The sequence below is a fragment of the Microbacterium proteolyticum genome, assembly GCF_029639405.1.
Taxonomy (GTDB): domain Bacteria; phylum Actinomycetota; class Actinomycetes; order Actinomycetales; family Microbacteriaceae; genus Microbacterium.
In genome coordinates this window covers 2,760,283-2,777,233 of the sequence record NZ_CP121274.1, presented here as the reverse complement: position 1 = coordinate 2,777,233, position 16,951 = coordinate 2,760,283, and the positions used below count along the sequence as shown (strand labels likewise).

General features: G+C 72.0%; 16 protein-coding genes. 6 read left to right on the top strand and 10 right to left on the bottom strand.

Annotated features, from left to right (window positions below; genetic code table 11):
* The first annotated feature begins 299 nt into the window (after positions 1-299).
* Complete coding sequence (locus tag P8R59_RS13925) at positions 300-1,343, top strand: isopenicillin N synthase family dioxygenase (RefSeq protein WP_278101551.1); 1,044 nt, start codon at positions 300-302, stop codon at positions 1,341-1,343.
* Positions 1,344-1,557: 214 nt separating this feature from the next.
* Here the strand turns inward: P8R59_RS13925 and P8R59_RS13920 are convergent, their stop codons facing one another.
* Positions 1,558-2,637, bottom strand: a complete 1,080-nt coding sequence (locus tag P8R59_RS13920; RefSeq protein WP_278101550.1) for a VIT1/CCC1 transporter family protein — start codon at positions 2,635-2,637, stop codon at positions 1,558-1,560.
* Between the two features lie 155 nt (positions 2,638-2,792).
* Positions 2,793-4,673: a DEAD/DEAH box helicase gene (locus P8R59_RS13915; protein WP_278101549.1), complete on the bottom strand. Its 1,881-nt coding sequence runs from the start codon at positions 4,671-4,673 to the stop codon at positions 2,793-2,795.
* Positions 4,674-4,946: 273 nt separating this feature from the next.
* Here P8R59_RS13915 and P8R59_RS13910 point away from each other — a divergent pair, with 273 nt between their 5' ends.
* Positions 4,947-5,804, top strand: coding sequence for an SGNH/GDSL hydrolase family protein (locus P8R59_RS13910; protein ID WP_278101548.1), 858 nt, complete (start codon positions 4,947-4,949; stop codon positions 5,802-5,804).
* Between the two features lie 2 nt (positions 5,805-5,806).
* Here the strand turns inward: P8R59_RS13910 and P8R59_RS13905 are convergent, their stop codons facing one another.
* Positions 5,807-6,613, bottom strand: coding sequence for a TrmH family RNA methyltransferase (locus tag P8R59_RS13905; RefSeq protein ID WP_077050037.1), 807 nt, complete (start codon positions 6,611-6,613; stop codon positions 5,807-5,809).
* A 73-nt stretch (positions 6,614-6,686) separates the two neighbouring features.
* Here P8R59_RS13905 and P8R59_RS13900 point away from each other — a divergent pair, with 73 nt between their 5' ends.
* Positions 6,687-7,535, top strand: a complete 849-nt coding sequence (locus P8R59_RS13900) for a Sir2 family NAD-dependent protein deacetylase (RefSeq protein ID WP_077050036.1) — start codon at positions 6,687-6,689, stop codon at positions 7,533-7,535.
* A gap of 74 nt (positions 7,536-7,609) precedes the next feature.
* Positions 7,610-8,197 (top strand): histidine phosphatase family protein, encoded by a 588-nt coding sequence (locus P8R59_RS13895; RefSeq protein ID WP_278101547.1) that lies wholly within the window; start codon positions 7,610-7,612, stop codon positions 8,195-8,197.
* Between the two features lie 10 nt (positions 8,198-8,207).
* On the opposite strand, the gene P8R59_RS13890 is transcribed toward P8R59_RS13895, so the two are convergent.
* The 5 genes from P8R59_RS13890 to pdhA form a co-directional block, all read right to left on the bottom strand.
* Positions 8,208-8,675, bottom strand: a complete 468-nt coding sequence (locus P8R59_RS13890; protein WP_278101546.1) for a MaoC family dehydratase — start codon at positions 8,673-8,675, stop codon at positions 8,208-8,210.
* Positions 8,672-9,850, bottom strand: a complete 1,179-nt coding sequence (locus P8R59_RS13885; RefSeq protein ID WP_278101545.1) for an acyl-CoA dehydrogenase family protein — start codon at positions 9,848-9,850, stop codon at positions 8,672-8,674. The genes P8R59_RS13890 and P8R59_RS13885 overlap by 4 nt, the downstream gene beginning before the upstream one ends.
* A gap of 92 nt (positions 9,851-9,942) precedes the next feature.
* Positions 9,943-11,481, bottom strand: a complete 1,539-nt coding sequence (locus P8R59_RS13880) for a dihydrolipoamide acetyltransferase family protein (RefSeq protein WP_278101544.1) — start codon at positions 11,479-11,481, stop codon at positions 9,943-9,945.
* Positions 11,482-11,536: 55 nt separating this feature from the next.
* Positions 11,537-12,544, bottom strand: a complete 1,008-nt coding sequence (locus P8R59_RS13875) for an alpha-ketoacid dehydrogenase subunit beta (RefSeq protein ID WP_278101543.1) — start codon at positions 12,542-12,544, stop codon at positions 11,537-11,539.
* Positions 12,541-13,707, bottom strand: coding sequence for a pyruvate dehydrogenase (acetyl-transferring) E1 component subunit alpha (gene pdhA / locus P8R59_RS13870; protein WP_278101542.1), 1,167 nt, complete (start codon positions 13,705-13,707; stop codon positions 12,541-12,543). The genes P8R59_RS13875 and pdhA overlap by 4 nt, the downstream gene beginning before the upstream one ends.
* A 175-nt stretch (positions 13,708-13,882) precedes the next feature.
* Between pdhA and P8R59_RS13865 the strand changes: the two genes are divergently transcribed.
* Positions 13,883-14,356, top strand: coding sequence for an Lrp/AsnC family transcriptional regulator (locus P8R59_RS13865; protein WP_077050030.1), 474 nt, complete (start codon positions 13,883-13,885; stop codon positions 14,354-14,356).
* Between the two features lie 69 nt (positions 14,357-14,425).
* Here P8R59_RS13865 and P8R59_RS13860 read toward each other — a convergent pair whose 3' ends face one another.
* Positions 14,426-15,418, bottom strand: coding sequence for an EamA family transporter (locus P8R59_RS13860; protein WP_278101541.1), 993 nt, complete (start codon positions 15,416-15,418; stop codon positions 14,426-14,428).
* Positions 15,419-15,490: 72 nt separating this feature from the next.
* On the opposite strand from P8R59_RS13860, the gene P8R59_RS13855 reads away from it, so the two are divergent.
* Entirely contained in the window at positions 15,491-16,051 is a 561-nt protein-coding gene (locus P8R59_RS13855; protein WP_278101540.1) for a CGNR zinc finger domain-containing protein, read from the top strand.
* A 22-nt stretch (positions 16,052-16,073) separates the two neighbouring features.
* Here P8R59_RS13855 and P8R59_RS13850 read toward each other — a convergent pair whose 3' ends face one another.
* Positions 16,074-16,949 (bottom strand): alpha/beta fold hydrolase, encoded by an 876-nt coding sequence (locus tag P8R59_RS13850; RefSeq protein ID WP_278101539.1) that lies wholly within the window; start codon positions 16,947-16,949, stop codon positions 16,074-16,076.
* Between the last annotated feature and the right edge of the window lie 2 nt (positions 16,950-16,951).

The window sequence follows — 16,951 nt, the reverse complement described above, 5'->3', positions numbered from 1 at the left end:
GGTTCATCCCGGGGGTCTTTCTCGTTTCTGCGGGAGCGGGAGGGCTGTGAACCCGTGCGGGGTTGGGCCCACGCCGCCGGAGGCTCCGCGTGCCGCGCAGCGGCGCGTGGAGGGGCGGTGGGGAAAGTCCCCCCTCGCGCACAGAACGAAGAAGGCCCCGGATTCGTCCGGGGCCTTCTTCGTTGTCTGCAGGAGCGGGCGGGCGACGAACCCCGACCCGGCGCAACCGTGACACCGACGAAACGCCCACGTGACATCGTGGCTTTAGCGTCGAGGCATCCCGGAAGGATGGATGCCACATGTACCGGTTCCACGTTCCCACCATCGACATCTCCGCCTGGGTCGGCCGAGGACCCGAGGCGGCCCGCGCGGCCGTCGTCGCCGCCGTCGATCACGCCTGCCGCACCGTCGGGTTCATGCAGATCGTCGGGCACGGCGTACCCGACCGGGTGATCTCCGATCTCGAAGAGGCGCTCGACGACTTCTTCGGCCTGCCCCTGGATGCCAAGAAGCAGTACGTCCGCCCGGCCGCCGAGAACCGCGGGTACACGCCTCCCAAGAGCGAGTCGCTGAGCTACAGCCTCGGCATCGACCCGGTGACGCGGATGAACGACTTCTTCGAGGCGTTCAACGTGGGCACGTCCTGGCGCGACTATCCCGGCACGACGGCGACCCCCGCGGACTACGCCGAGAACACGTGGCCGGACGCCACCCCCGCGTTCCGCGGTGCGGTCGAGGCGTACTTCGACGAGGCCCGGCGGGTGGCCCAGACGCTGACGCGCGTCTTCGCGGCGGCGCTCCGGGTGCCCGACGACTCTTTCGACGCTCTCACCGACCACTCGATCGACGTGCTGCGGATGAACAACTACGCGCTGCCACCGGGCTCGATCGAGCTGGGCGCCGAGCTGACCGGAATGGGCGAGCACACCGACTTCGGACTCGTGACGGTGCTGTGGGCCGACCGCGTCGCGGGGCTGCAGGTGCTGGGGCTCGACGGGTCGTGGAACGACGTCATGCCGGCCGAGGGGGCGCTGCTGGTGAACATCGGCGACGTCGCGGCACGGCTGACGAACGACAAGTGGCTCTCGACGCTGCACCGGGTCAAGCCTCCCGTGATCAACGGCACCATCGAGCGGCGCCGGTCGGCGGCGTTCTTCCACGACGGCAACGCCGACGCGGTGGTCGGGGTGCTCCCCCACTTCGCCACGCGGGAGTCCCCGGCCCTCTACGAACCGGTGACGGTCGCGCAGCACATCGCCGCGAAGCTCGCCGGTTCGCGCGCGGGCCGGAAGAACCTGTCGGCGGTGCGCGAGGCCGCGCGGGTCAGCGCGAGCCGCGGCTGAGCGTCGCGCCGCGAGATGCCCCGGGGCGCCCGGGCCGTCGCGGCGCCCGGGGTGCCGCGCGAGGCCGCGGCCGCCGGGACGATCCGTCGGCGCCGCGCCGCTCGGCATCCGTCATAAACGCGATCCGCGCGCATAAACGCGTTGTCTGCGCGTTTCTCGTCGTGGATCGCGTTTATGGCGGACAGAACGTCGGGTGCGAGCGGATGCCAGGGCGTCAGGCCGCGGACACCCCGAACAGCAGGCCCAGGACGTACGTCACGGCGGCGGCGCCGAAACCGATCGCGAGCTGGCGCAGACCGCGCTTGAGCGGCGAGGCGCCCGAGAGCAGCCCCACCATCGCGCCGGTGCCCAGCAGGGCGACCCCGACGAGACCGAGTGCGAGGGCGACCGCCCCGACACCGCTCATGCCGAAGATCCACGGCAGCACGGGGATGATCGCGCCGGAGGCGAAGAACAGGAAGCTCGAGATCGCCGCGCCCCACGCGCTGCCGACGACCTCGTGCGACGACTCCCCGGGCGCTGCGGCGGCCGGGGCGGTGCCGGCCTGGGCCGCGGTGACCACCTCGCGCGCCTTGGCGAGGGCCTCCTCGGCATCCATTCCGCGGGTGCGGTAGACGAGCGCGAGCTCGTTGGCATCCAGGTCGAGGTGCGGCAGGGCCGCGTCGGCGTAGTCGTTCTCCTCGGTGGCCTCGAGCAACTCGCGCTGCGAGCGCACCGAGACGAACTCGCCCGCGCCCATGGACAGGGCGCCGGCGAGGAGGCCCGCGATGCCGCTGAACAGCACGAAGCTCGGGGCGACGCCCGTGGCCCCCACACCCATCACGAGCGCGAGGTTCGACACGAGGCCGTCGTTCGCGCCGAACACGGCGGCGCGGAACGTCCCGGACAGGCGGCGTCGGCCGCGCGCGGCGAGGCCGCGGACGACCTCGTGATGCACCTGCTCGTCGGCGGCCATCTGCGCGGTCGCGTACGGCTCGTCGGCGTACGGCGAGCGCGCCTCGGCGTTCTGGGCGAGTGCGAGGACGAAGATCGAGCCGAAACGGCGGGCCATCCAGGCGAGCATCGTGGTGCCCAGGCCCGGCCGGGGAAGTCGGTGGGGAGCGTCGCCGAGCAGGTCGATCCAGTGCTGCTCGTGGCGGCCCTCGGCCTCGGCGAGCGCGAGGAGGATCTCGCGCTCCTCGCCGGTGCGGCGGCTCGCGAGGTCGCGGTACACGCGGGCCTCGGCACGCTCGTCGACGAGATAGCGCGCCCAGCGGCGGCGGTCGCGGGCGGTGGGTGTGGCGGCGATCGTCACGGTTCTCCTTCAGGTCGGCCCCCACGTTAGGCCGCGGGATCCCCTCCCCCGGGCGCGTCGGCCGATACTGACAGCATTTCGGGCCTCCGAAGCCCGGAAAGACGCGGATGCCGGCGGCTCGGCGTCAGCATTTCGGCCCGGCGAATCCGCTGCTCTCAGGACCGGACGCGCTTGCGCAGCACTTCGATGCGCGCCTGCAACTGCGCGACGGTGGCGTGCGAGACGGCGGGTCCGCCGCAGATGCGGCGGAGCTCGGCGTGGACGAGGCCGTGCGCTTCGCCGGTCTGCCGGGCGTAGAGCCCGACGAGGCTGTTGAGGAGCTGCCGCTGTTCCTTGAGCGTGCGGTGCAGGGGCTGGGGCAGCCCGCCCTCGTCGACGCTGGGCGGCTCCTGGCCGCTCGCCTTCTCCTTCGCCTCGCGCGAGGAACGGTGGCGCGACTGGCGCGACGCCCGCGTCATGAGCACCTCGTGCACCTGTTCGGGTTCGAGGAGCCCCGGGATGCCGAGGAACTCCTCCTCCTCGACCGTGCCGGGGACGGCGAGCTGACCGAACTCCTGCCCGTCGAACAGGACGCGGTCGAAGTGGGCCAGCGAGCCGAGGGCCTGGTACTCGAACTCCTGCTCGAGCGCGTCGGACGCTTTGTCCTCGCGCTCGGCGGCATCCATCATGTCTTCTTCGGCGTTCCACTGGTCGTCCGCGTCGCTGTCGCGGTCGAGGGCGTGGTCGCGCTGGGCCTCCATCTCCCCGGCGAGCGCGAGGAGCTGCGGCACGTTGGGGAGGAAGACGCTCGCGGTCTCACCGCGTCGGCGGGCACGGACGAAGCGGCCGATGGCCTGGGCGAAGAAGAGCGGGGTCGAGGCGCTCGTGGCGTACACGCCGACGGCGAGGCGCGGGACGTCCACTCCCTCGGACACCATGCGCACGGCGACCATCCAGCGGCTCGTGCCCTTCGAGAACGTCTCGATGCGGCCCGAGGCCTCGGCTTCGTCGGAGAGGACGACGGTGACCTTCTCGCCGCTGATGTCCTCGAGGATCATGGCGTAGGCCCGCGCGGCGGTCTGGTCGGTCGCGATGACGAGGCCGCCGGCATCCGGGACCGTCTCGCGCACCTCGGTGAGGCGCCGGTCTGCGGAGCGCAGGACCGCGGGGATCCAATCGCCGTTGGGGTCGAGCGCGGTGCGCCAGGCCTGCGAGGTGATGTCCTTGGTGTTGTCCTGCCCGAGCTGGGCCTCCATCTCCTCCCCGGCCTTGGTGCGCCAGCGCATCTGTCCGGCGTAGACGAGGAAGAAGACGGGACGCACGACCCCGTCGTCGAGCGCGCGCCGGTAGCCGTATGCGTAGTCGGTGCGCGAGAGGCGGATGCCCTTGTCGTTGGGGTGGTACTCCACGAACGGGATGGGCGCGGTGTCGCTGCGGAACGGCGTCCCCGACAGCAGCAGACGCCGGGTGGCGCGGCCGTAGGCCTCGCGCAGCGCGTCGCCCCAGCTGAGCGCGTCTCCGCCGTGGTGCACCTCGTCGAGGATCACCAGGGTTCTGGCATCCATCGTCAGGCGCTGGTGCACATCGGCCTTCACGGCCACCTGCGCGTAGGTGACCGCGACGCCGTGGTACTGCCGCGACGGGGTGGCGTGCCGGTTGGAGAAGTACGGGTCGAGGCGGATGCCGACGCGCGCCCCCGCCTCGGCCCACTGGGTCTTGAGGTGCTCGGTGGGGGCCACGACGACGATGCGGTCGACGACGCGGCGGCGCATGAGCTCGGAGGCGAGGCGGAGCGCGAACGTCGTCTTACCGGCGCCCGGGGTGGCGGCGGCCAGGAAATCGCGCGGGCCCTTGCCGACGCCGTCCGGCCCGTCGGAGCCGAAGTACTGGTCGAGGGCCTCGGCCTGCCAGGCGCGCAGGCGCTGGGCCGTTCCCCAGGGTGCGCGCTGCGGGAAAGAGGGTGAGAGGTGCTCGGCGGCGAAGCTTCCGAAGTGGTGCTCGTCGGCATCCGCGGCCGGGTCGTACGCCTCGGGGGTGCGAGCCTGTTCCTCCAGCATCGAACCTCCATCCCTCACGAGCGCGAACATCCACGATAGGCGAAGCCGTGGGGGTGCGGTTGCGGCCTGGGGAGGGTTCCGCCACCCCACCAGCGATAAACGCGATCGGCGATGAGAAACGCGCCGTCGTCCTGTTTCTCGCCGCCGATCGCGTTTATCGGCGCAGATGGGCGCGCAGACCGCAGCGCAGCGCACGGCACCGTCGCCGAGAGGGGCCCCGCAGCACCCCTTGCCGTGTCGCAGCCCGGGGTTAGCCTGGAAGCGGAGGTTTCGATGACACTCGATCCGCACTCGCCCGCCCCGTCTCCGTTCGACAACCCCGGCCCGCACCCCTGGCGCCGCTTCGTCGCCCTCGGCGATTCGTTCACCGAGGGGATCGGCGACCCGCTGCCCGACGGCGGGCACCGCGGCTGGGCGGATCGTGTCGCCGAGGTGCTGGCCTCCCAGGTCGACGACTTCGCGTACGCCAACCTCGCCGTGCGGGGGAAGCTGATCGGCCAGATCGTCTCGGACCAGATCGAGCCCGCGCTCGCGCTCAAGCCCGACCTCATCACGTTCTCGGCGGGCGGGAACGACGTCATCCGCCCCGGCACCGACCCCGACGCGGTCTCGCAGCAGTTCGAGGATGCCGTCGTGCGGCTGCGCAGCGGGGGCGCGACGCTCGTCGTCTTCACGGGGATCGACACCGAGTTCACGCCGGTGTTCCGCGGCATCCGGGGGAAGGTCGCGATCTACAACGAGAACATCCGCTCCATCGCCGACCGCTACGACTGCATCGTCGCGAACCAGTGGGGGCTGAAAGAGGTCCAGGACATGCGCTTCTTCGACGACGACCGCCTGCACTACAACACGCTCGGCCACCACGAGGTGGCACGAATGGTGCTGCGCGCCCTGAACGTCCCCAACGACCTCCAGCCCATGCAACCCGAAGCGCTCACGCCCACGACGTGGCGCGCGGCGCGCGAGAAAGACCTGGTCTGGGCACGCTCGTACCTCGTGCCGTGGGTGCTGCGGCGCCTGCGCCACGAGTCGTCGGGCGATCACATCCTGCCCAAGCGCCCCGAGCCGCTGCCCGTGATCACCCTCGCCCCGGGCCGGGACCCCGCCGCCTCCCGCGAGACGCAGGTCTGAACTCAGCGCAGCGCGCGACCCAGTTCCCACAGCGCGACCGCGCTCGCGGCCGCGACGTTGAGCGAGTCCACTCCCCCGGCCATCGGAATCGTCACGACCGTGTCGGCGGCGGCGAGCGCCCCGCGGCTCAACCCGTCGCCCTCCGCCCCGAGCAGCAGGGCGACGCGCTCGTGCCCCGCAGCCGAGAACGCGTCGAGCGTCACCGCGTCCTCCGACAGTGCGAGGGCGGCGAGGTGCAGCCCTGCCTCCTGCAGCAGGGGCTTCGCCCGGGGCCACTCCGGCAGCCGCGTCCACGGCACCTGGAACACCGTTCCCATGCTCACCCGCACGCTCCGCCGGTACAGCGGGTCGGCGCACCGGGGCGTGACGAGCACGGCATCCGCCCCGAGGGCCGCTGCCGAACGGAACGCCGCTCCGATATTGGTGTGGTCGACGATGTCTTCGAGTACGACGACGAGCCGCGCGTCCTTCACGACCTCCTCGACGGATGCCAGGACCGGCCGGTGCATGGATGCCAGGAGCCCGCGGTGCACGGCGTATCCCGTCACCTGTTCGGCGACCTCGGCGGGCACGACGTAGATCTCGGCGTCCTCCCCGACGAGGGCGAGCGCGTCGTCGAGGAACTTCTCCTGCACGAGAACGGAGCGGGGACGATGTCCCGCGCGGAGCGCCCGATCCAGCACCTTCGCGGACTCCGCGATGTACAGGCCGCCCGCGGGCTCGGAGACCCGCCGCAAGGACACGTCGGTGAGGTCGCGGTAGTCGGCCAGGCGCGGATCGTCGGCGGCGTCGAGGGGGATCACGGGCATCGTCCCACTCTGCCAGCCTCCTCGGGCGACGGCGTCCGCGCGCGGTCCTAGACTCGATCCGACGGAGGTGGGCATGACGGACACGACGAAGGATGCCGAGACCATGGCATCCATCGATCGAGCCGTCGAGGTGCTCGCCGGTCGTCGCGTGGCCGTCCTCACCGGCGCCGGGGTGTCCACCGACTCGGGGATCCCCGACTATCGCGGCAAAGGTGCGCCCACGCGGACGCCGATGACGGCACAGCAGTTCCTCGCGAGCGCCGAGGCACGCCGGCGCTACTGGGTCGGCAGCCACCTCGGCTGGAAGGTGTTCGCCGCGGCCGAGCCGAACGACGGCCACCGCGCGCTCGCCGCGCTCGAGAACGCCGGCGTCTCCAACGGTGTCATCACGCAGAACGTCGACGGTCTGCACGTTCGGGCCGGCAGCCACCGCGTCGTCGAGCTGCACGGCACGATGCGGCGGGTCGGCTGCCTGCACTGCGGTCAGGTGTTCGACCGCCGCGATCTCGCGGCGCGCGTCGAGGCCGACAACCCGTGGATCACGCTGCCCGAGAACGTCGAGCTCGGTCCCGACGGCGATGTGACCCCGGCCTCGGCCGAGGGGTTCGTCGTGCCGGTGTGCTCGGTGTGCGGCGGCACGCTCAAGCCCGACGTGGTGTTCTTCGGCGAGTACATCCCCGTCGAGAAGTTCCGCGAGGCCGAGCAGCTCGTGCACGCCAGCCAGGCGCTCATCGTGGCCGGATCGTCCCTCGTGGTCAACAGCGGCATCCGGCTGGTCGAGCGCGCGCGGCGACGCCGCCTCCCCGTCGTCATCATCAACCGCGGGGCGACCCGGGCCGATCAGCGGGCCGCGGTCAAGATCGACGCCGGCACGAGCGACGTGCTCGGCGCCTTCGCCGAACGCCTGCCCGGGCTCCTCTAGCCGCCCGACGCCTCACGCCCCGCAGCGACGGGCCCGGCGGCGACGGCACCGACACCCGCGGGTAGGCTCGGACCGTGACGATTCTGACTCTGGTGCGACATGGCGAGACGGCGTGGAACTTCGGAGGACGCATCCAGGGCTCGACCGACATCCCCCTCAACGACACGGGCCGGGTTCAGGCCCAGGGCGTCGCCGAGATCCTGGCCGCCGAGAACGCCGGCCGCGAGGTGACCGTCGTGTCGAGCGATCTGTCGCGCGCGGCCGAGACCGCCGACATCATCGCCGCAGCTCTCGGCACCACCGTGAGCCGCCGGCTGGCAGGGCTCCGCGAGAGGTCCTACGGCGACGCGGAAGGCATGGATGCCGCCGCTTTCCAGGCGAACTTCGGCCCGTGGAACACCGCCCAGGTGCCGAACGCCGAAGCGTGGCCGGTCGTGCGCGAGCGCGCGCTCGCCGCGATCGCCGAGGTCGTCGCCGAGACGCCGGAGGGCGTGGACGTCATCGCGGTCGCGCACGGCGCGCTCATCCGCGAGGTGATCATGCACGCCACCGACGGGGAGTTCCCCCGCCCCGGCGAGCGCCTGCCGAACTGCTCCGCCACGGTCTTCCGCCTGGACGGCGAGAGCTGGGAGATGCTGGCCTACGCCGGCGTCGTGAGCTGAACCCCGGCCCTCACCCCGCCGCGTCCCGGGACCACACCAGCACCGTGCGGGTCGCGGTGGCCACGACCTCGTCGTTCTGCGAGCGGCCGGTGTGCGCGAGCACGACGACGCCCTGACCGGGGCGGGATGCCGACGGCCGCACCGACACCACCTCGGTCTCGGCGGTGAGGGTGTCACCGACGAACAGGGGCGCGGGGAAGCTCACGTCGCTCAGCCCCAGCTGCGCGACGAGCGTGCCCTGGGTCAGCTGCGCCACCGAGAGTCCGACGAGGGTCGACAGCGTCCACATCGAGTTCACGAGGGGCCTGCCGAAGGGCTGGGTCGCCGCGTACGCGGCATCCAGGTGGAGAGCCTGCGCGTTCATCGTGAGGGTCGTGAACAGAACGTTGTCGGCGTCGGTGACGGTGCGTCCGGGGCGATGCCCGTACCGCTCACCGACGACGAACTCCTCCAGATACAGGCCCCGCTGCTCGATCATGCGGCAACGGTACTCCCGGCCAGGCCCAGCGCCCGCGAGATCACCAGGAGCTGCACCTCGGTCGTCCCCTCGCCGATCTCGAGGATCTTCGAGTCGCGGTAGTGCCGCGCGACGGGGTACTCGTTCATGAAGCCGTTGCCGCCGAAGATCTGCGTCGCGTCCCGGGCGTTGGCCATGGCCGCGTCGCTCGCGGTCATCTTCGCCACGGCCGCGTCCACCGCGAAGGGCTTGCCCGCGTCGCACAGGCGCGCCGCGTGCACCCAGGCCAGACGTGCGGTGTGGACGCGCGCGTGCATCCGCGCGAGCGTGAACTGCACGTTCTGCTTCGTCGACAGGCGCTCACCGAACACGGTGCGGCTGCGGGCGTAGTCGACCGCCGCTTCGAGGCATCCCTCGGCCGCTCCCGTCGCGAGCGCCGCAATCGCCACGCGTCCCTCGTCGAGGGTGCGCAGGAAGTTCTTGAACCCCTGACCGCGCTCGCCGAGCAGGTTCGCCGCGGGGACGCGTACGGCGTCGAAGGTGAGCGGATGAGTGTCGGAGGCGTTCCAGCCGACCTTGTCGTACGCGGGTCCGACGGTGAAGCCGGCGGTGTCCCGCGGGACGATGATCGTCGAGATCTCGGGGCGGTCGCCGCTCCGGTCGGTGACGGCGGTGACGGCGACGTAGCTGGTGATCGCCGTGCCGGAGTTGGTGATGAACTGCTTCGACCCGTCGATCACCCACTCGTCGCCGTCGAGCCGGGCGGTCGTGCGCGTGGCTCCGGCGTCGCTGCCGGCCTCCGCCTCGGTCAGGCCGAACCCGGCGAGGGCGCGCCCGGAAACGAGATCGGGCAGGTACTCGGCCTTCTGCGCGTCGCTGCCGAACCGGTAGAGGGGCATGGCACCGAGCCCCACCCCCGCCTCCAACGTGATCGCGAGCGACTGGTCGACACGGGCGATCGCCTCGATCGCGACGCACAGCGCGGCGTAGTCGCCGCCCTGGCCGCCGACCTCCTCGGGGAACGGCAGCCCGAACAGCCCCAACTCCCCCATCTGGGCGACGATGTCGAGCGGCAGCTCATGGGCGCGATCGGCCTCGTAGGAGCGCGGCGCGATCACCTCGTCGGCGAACTCGCGCACCATCCCGGCGAGCTCGCGCTCGTCGTCGGTGAAGGCCTGCTGGCTGTCGATGCTCACGGGGATCCTCCTGGGGATCGAGGGGACGGATGCCGCGAACGCGGCGTTTCGAATCGGGTGCGGGGCAAGGAGCGCGAGTCCTCGTGCCCGGGTCACCGCAGGAGCATCGCCCGGCCGGGCTCGCGCAGGACGCCGGCGACGTCGGTGAGGAAGCGTGCGGCCTCGGCTCCGTCGACGAGCCGGTGGTCGAACGAGAGGCTGAGGGTCAGCACGTCCCGCAGCGCGATCTCGCCGTGGTGCTCCCATGGGGTGCGGCGCACCGCCCCGACGGCGAGGATCCCGGCCTCACCCGGATTGAGGATCGGGGTTCCGGCATCCACGCCGAAGACGCCGACGTTCGTGATCGAGAACGTCCCGCCGGTCATGTCGGCGGGCGCGGTCCGGCCCGCGCGGGCGGTGCCGGCGAGCTCGGCGATCGCGTCGGCGAGGTCGACGAGCGGCAGGGCGTCGGCATCCCGGACCACGGGGACGACCAGACCGCGATCGGTCGCCGCCGCGATGCCGAGGTTCACGAAGTGGTGCTCGACGATCTCGCCCGCCTCCTCGTCCCAGCGGGCGTTGAGCGCCGGGGTGCGCCCGAGAGCGAGGCACACCGCCTTCGCCACGATCGCGAGGACTCCGATGCGGTGGCCGTCGAGGGCCCGATCGGTCTTGAGTGAGGCGAGGAGCTCGGTCGTCGCGGTGACGTCGAGCGTGAGGAACGTCGTGGCGTGCGGCGCGGTGAAGGCGCTGCGCACCATGGCGGCGGCGGTGTGCTTGCGCACCCCGCGGATCGGCGTGCGCGTGGTCCGCGGGTCGGAGGAGACAGCCGGGGGGACCGTCGACGCGGGGGGAACGGTGTCGGCGCGCGATGACCCCGCCCGTGACGCCTCAGCCGGGGGGACCGTCGACGCGAGGGAGAACGGATCGGCGGAGGCACGCGCGGGGGTCGACGCCACGGAGGTCGCGCCGGTGGATGCCGCCCGCGCGGCGAACTCCTCGACGTGCGCCCGCGTCACCAGGTCGCCGGGGTGGGCGGCGGCGACGAGGACGAGATCGACGCCGAGGTCTTTCGCGAGCTTGCGCACGGGCGGTGTGGACCGGGGCCGCTCGGGAGCCGAGTCCGCCGCCGCCGCGGGCACGACGTCGTGCGGCGCCGACCGGTGCACCGCGTGCTCGATCTCCGCCGTGGCGGTCGTCCCGGCGGCGCGGGGGCGGCGGCGCGGCCGCGCACCGGAGGCGGGCGCGGCGCCGTAGCCGACGAGGTTCGGGGTCGCCGCGGGCGCGGACTCCCGTTCCGTCGTGCGGGGTTCGTCAGCGACACGCCGTTCGGCGTCATCCGCGGCCGGGGTGTCGGCGGCGGACTCCGCGGACCCGGGCACAGCCCCGGGCGTGGTCGGGGCGGCATCCGCCTCTCCCACCGCGAAGGACACCAGGGGCGAACCCACGGCGACGACATCTCCGGCGGCGGCGTGGAGCCCTCGCACGGTCCCGGCGTACGGCGAGGGGATCTCCACGACCGCCTTGGCCGTCTCGACCTCGGCGATCGTCTGGTTCAGACTCACCTCGTCTCCCTCGTCGACGAGCCACTGCACGATCTCGGCCTCGGGGAGTCCTTCGCCGAGGTCGGGAAGCAGGAATTCGGCGATCACAGCGCCACCTCCGTCCGGGTCGGGGTCGACGTGCACGGGCTGGGGTGTTCCGCGATCACAGCGCCACCTCCCGGTCACCGGTCCGCTCGAGCACCGCGTCCACCGCGTGCAGGATGCGGTCGAGGTCGGGCACGTGGTGCTTCTCCAGCTTCGACGGCGGATACGGGATGTCGTGCCCCGTCACGCGCTGCGGCGGCGTCTCGAGGTGGTGGAAGCAGCGTTCCGTGATGCTCGCGACGATCTCGGCGCCGAGTCCCGCCTGGCGCGCGGCCTCGTGCGCGACGACGACCCGCCCGGTCTTGCGCACCGACGCGGCGACGGTGGTGAAGTCCATGGGCGACAGCGACCGCAGGTCGATGACCTCGAGCGAGATCCCCTCGTCCTCCGCGGCGAGCGCGGCGTCCAGCGCCGTGCGGACGAGCGCGCCGTAGGTGACGATCGTCGCGTCAGTGCCCTCGCGGGCGACGCGGGCGAGGTGCAGGGGTGGGGCGTCGGCGAGGTCGGCATCCAGATCCACCTCCCCCTTGGAGTGGTACAGGCGCTTGGGCTCGAAGAACACGACGGGATCATCGGATGCCACGGCCTGGCGGAGCATCACGTAAGCGTCCTGCGGGGTGCTCGCCGCGACGACGCGCAGTCCCGCGGTGTGCGCGAAGTAGGCCTCGGGCGATTCGGAGTGGTGCTCGGCGGCGCCCACGCCTCCGGCCCACGGGATGCGGATGACCATCGGCATCCGGATCCGGCCGCTGCTGCGGTAGTGGAGCTTGGCGACCTGGCAGACGATCTGGTCGAACGCCGGGTATACGAAGCCGTCGAACTGGATCTCCACCACCGGGCGGTAGCCGCGGAGGGCGAGGCCCACGGCGGTGCCGACGATGCCCGCCTCGGCGAGCGGGGTGTCCACGACGCGCTGCGCGCCGAAGCGCTGCTGGAGGCCGTCGGTCACGCGGAAGACCCCGCCGAGCTTGCCGATGTCCTCCCCCATGAGCAGGACACGGTCGTCGTCCGCGAGGGCGCGGGCGAGTCCGGCGTTGATCGCCGAACCCATCGTGAGAGCGGTCATGCGAGGTCCTCCCCTGCCGAGAATCCGGCGAGGTACTGCACGTAGTCCGCCTTCTGCTGGGCCAGGGCCGCGTGCGGCTCGGCGTAGACGTGGTCGAACACCGTCTCGGGTGCGCGGGTGGTCGCGCCGATGCAGGCGGCACGGACCTCGGCGGCGAGGCTGTCCGCCGCCGCGGCGACCTCCGCCAGAGCGGAGTCGTCGAGCACCCCGGCGGCGCACAGGTACGCCTCGAGACGCGCGATCGGGTCGCGCTGCGCCCACATCTCCACCTCGTCGGGGGTGCGGTAGCGGGTGGGGTCGTCCGAGGTGGTGTGCGGACCCATCCGGTAGGTGACGGCCTCGAGGAAGGCGGGGCCCTCTCCGCGGCGCGCGCGGTCGAGTGCCCACCGCATCGCAGCCACGCAGGCGAGCACGTCGTTGCCGTCGATCCGGAGGCTGGGGATGCCGAATCCCGGCGCGCGACCTGCGATGGGGTACTTCGCCTGGACGGTGACCGGCTCGGAGATCGCCCACTGGTTGTTCGAGCACACGAAGACGACGGGGACGCGGAACGAGGAGGCGAAGACCATGGCCTCGTTCACATCGCCCTGACTCGTCGCTCCGTCGCCGAAGTACGCCACCGCGACATCCGTCGAGCCGTCGCGCTGAGCGCCCATCGCCCACCCGGTCGCGTGGAGCGTCTGGGCACCGATGATGATCTGCGGCGGGGCCGCGTTGATCGTGGTGTGGTCGTACGCGGAGTGCTCCTCGCCGCGCCACGCGAGGACGTAGCCCTCGGGCCGCGCGCCGCGGGCCAGCAGCACGCCGTGCTCGCGGTAGCTGGGGAAGACGAAGTCGCCCGCGGCGAGCGCATGGGCGGTACCGACCTGCACGGCCTCCTGACCGCGGCACGGCGCCCACAGGGCGAGTTGCCCCTGGCGCTGGAGGGCGACGCCCTCGGCGTCGAGGCGACGGGTGAGGACCATGTCACGGTGGAGGGCGCGGAGCTCGTGCGGTGAGAGGTCGGCGATCCAGGGGTCCAGCGCGGAGTCGGCCACGCGGGTGCCGTCCGGCGCGAGCACGCGGGCGACGTCGTCGATGTCGGCGACGGGCTCGGCTGCGGCGTCCGCGGGTGTGGCGGAAGCGGCCGATCCGTGGTCCGGCTCGGTCTGGGTGTACGTCATCGTCATCCCTCCAGGTGCGGCCCGCGATCCTCGTGGGAGCGGGGCGGTCCGGGTGCCGGCAGCGTCGCCGACAGGCCCGACCGTACGCGTGGCAGGCAGGCCGCTCAAGACCTCCGCCGCAGGTTCAGCAATGTGCGCATTGCGGAGACCGGGCATCCTGCTAATGTTTCGCAGCATGACCAAGCTCGACGCGGTCGACCTCGATCTCCTCCGCGCCCTGTCCCACGATCCGCGGGCCACCGTGGTCGCGCTCGCCGAGAAGCTGGGGCTCTCCCGCAACACCGTCCAGGCGCGCATGAGCCGCCTCGAGAAGGGCGGGGTGTTCCTGGCGTTCGAGCGCACGCTGTCGGCCGAGGCCCTGGGCTTCCCGATCGAGGCGTTCCTGCAGGTCACGGTCCGCCAGGCGGAGCTCCCGGCGATCCGCGAGGCTCTCGCGCAGGTGCCCGAGGTGTTGCAGGCGCACGGCCTCAGCGGTCAGGTCGACCTGCTCGTGCGCGTGGCGTGCCGCGACACCCAGCATCTGTTCGACACCGACGCGCGGATCCTCGCGATCGAGGGTGTCGAGCGCACCGAGACCTCCCTCGTCATGGGCGAGGTGATCGGCTACCGCGTCGGTCCGCTCATGAACCTGGCGCGCGAACGGCTGTAGCGCCCGTCGACCGCCCGCGGCTCGCGGCGGGCTCGGGCGACGCGGCTACGGCCGATCCCCCGGCCCCGTCTACGGCGACGGCACCACCGGGATGGTCGCGGTCTCGGTCCGCTGTTCCATCGGGTCACCGGCATCCATCCGCACGAGCACGACGCCGGCGAGGAGCACCGCTCCCCCGATGAACTGCACGAGCGCGGGGGTCTCGCCGAGCAGCAGCCACGCGAACCCGAGGGCGAACAGCACTTCGCTGAGGCCGACGAACGACGCGACCCGCGACCCGATGAGCGGAACGGCGATGACGCCGAGCGCGTAGCCGAGCGTCGTGGCGACGCAGCCGACCCAGAGCAGGGGCAGGATGCCGGGCACCTCCATGCCGAGCATCGACACGGTGATCGAGGGCGCCGCGAACGGCAGCACACCGGTGGCCACGAGGACGCCCATGACGATCGTCCCGACGACGAGACCGCCGGCCGCGAGCGCGAGCGGCGGGAGCGAGTCGCCCGCCCGGGCGGCGATCACGAAGTACACGGCCGTGCATGCCGCGGCGCACAGGGCGAAGAGGGTCCCGAGGAGGTCGAACCGGGCGCCGCTGATGTCGACGACGAGCACGAGCCCGACCATCGCCACGATCGATCCGATCATGACGAGCTTCGAGGGCGCGCGGCGGGTGCGCACCCACACCGCCGCGACGAGCAGAACCGGCGCGATGTACTGGATGAGCAGGGCCACCGCGACGGGCATGCGTTGCATCGCCGCGAAGTAGAAGAGCTGGCAGCCGGCCACCGCGGTCAGACCGAACGCGAGGATGAGGAGGCCGTGGCGACGCACGAATCCGGGCTGGCGCCGCACGGCACGGATGAGCGCGGGGGAAAGCAGCAGGGATGCCAGCCCCATGCGCACCAGCAGGACCGCGCCGAGCGACCAGCCGCCCTCGAGGAGCGGCTTGACGAAGGGTCCGCTGGAGGAGAACGCCAGCGCCGAGGCGACCGCGATCGCGAGTCCGGTGACGGCACCCGACGCCCGGTGGGTCGGACGTGGGAGGGTGGCGGAGGAAGTAGTCATGCAAAGCCCGCTGTCATGAGTCAAGTACGTTTACACTCGTGACAGTAGAGCCTTCGCCTGTCAGGAGTCAACATGGTCTTCATTCGTGACACCGAGCTCGTCCTCCGCGCCACGGTCGAGCTCGTGAACACGCTCCCCCACACCGACACGACGGGGGTCGACACGCTCGTGTCACCCGACCAGCTCGACGACTTCGCGACCCGCCACGCCTACACCGGCTCGCGCACGCGTGACGACCGGGAACTGGCGGCGGTCCGTGGCATCCGCCCCCGGATCTACGAGCTGTGGACCGTCGACCGCGACGAGGCCGTGCCCCTGGTGAACGCCATGCTCCGCGACGGGAAGGCGCTGCCCCAGCTGGTGCGGCACGACGACTTCGACTGGCACATCCACGCCTCCGACCCCGCGGACGCCCTCGCTCAACGCATGCTCGTCGAGGCGGCGATGGCGTTCGTCGACGTGATCCGCGCCGACGAGTACGCCCGCGTCCGCGTGTGCGACGCCGACGACTGCAGCGGCGTCTACGTCGACTTCTCGAAGAACGGATCGAAGCGCTACTGCGACGCCGGAAACTGCGGCAACCGCATGAACGTCAACGCCTATCGACGACGCAAGGCGGATCAGCCCGCCTGACACCGCAACCGCATCCGCGCGCTCAGCGCTCCAGGAATCCTCGGATCGCGGATGCCGCGGCGGCGGGCGTCTCGTAGTGGATCAGGTGGCCGACGTCGGGGATCTCGACGAGTTCGGCATCCGGGAAGAGCGTGGCCAGGTGACGTTCCGCCTCGATGGGGGTGATGTCGTCCTTCTCGGCCGCGATCAGGAGGGTCGGCTGCACGATTCGCGGGGCGAACTCGCGCACGTCGTGCGAGACGCTGGTGACGAACGCGTCGTGGAGCACGTCGCGGTCGGCGAATCGCGAGAAGTACGCGTCGTGCTGTTCGTGCACGAACCGGCGCAGGCGCGGATCGCGGGTCTTGGCCATGGCGTTGCTCATCACCCGCACGATCACGCCGTTGCGCAGCAGCGCGTCGCCGAGGGCGCGCGGGAGCCGCGCGCCGGCGAGGTAGTAGAAGACGGCGAGGCGCGTGAGCACGCCGCGGGGCCCCTCGAGCGCGGGGGCGCCGATCGGGTTGACGAGGATCAGCCGGGGCGTGGCGAGCCCGCCCGCCACGGCCGCGGACGCCACGATCGAGCCGAACGAATGCCCGAGCACGATCGCGCCCGGCGCGACCGACTCGACGAACGCCCGCAGCCACGCGGCGTACGCGTCGAGGTCGTGCGTGCGGCCGGGGAGCGGGGGCGTCTCGCCGAAGCCGGGCAGGTCGGGAGAGATGACCCGGATGCCGGCCAGATGCGCCACCACGGGCTCGAGTCCGTGGTGCTCGCCGCGGAACCCGTGCACGGCGACGATCGTGATCGGATCGGCGGCGTCGCCGTAGGTCCAGTAGGCCGTCGTCCCACCGAGCACGTCGGCCGTTCCGCGCTCGACCGGGATCTCGGCCAGGAGCGGGGCGTAGGGGTTCGGCATCC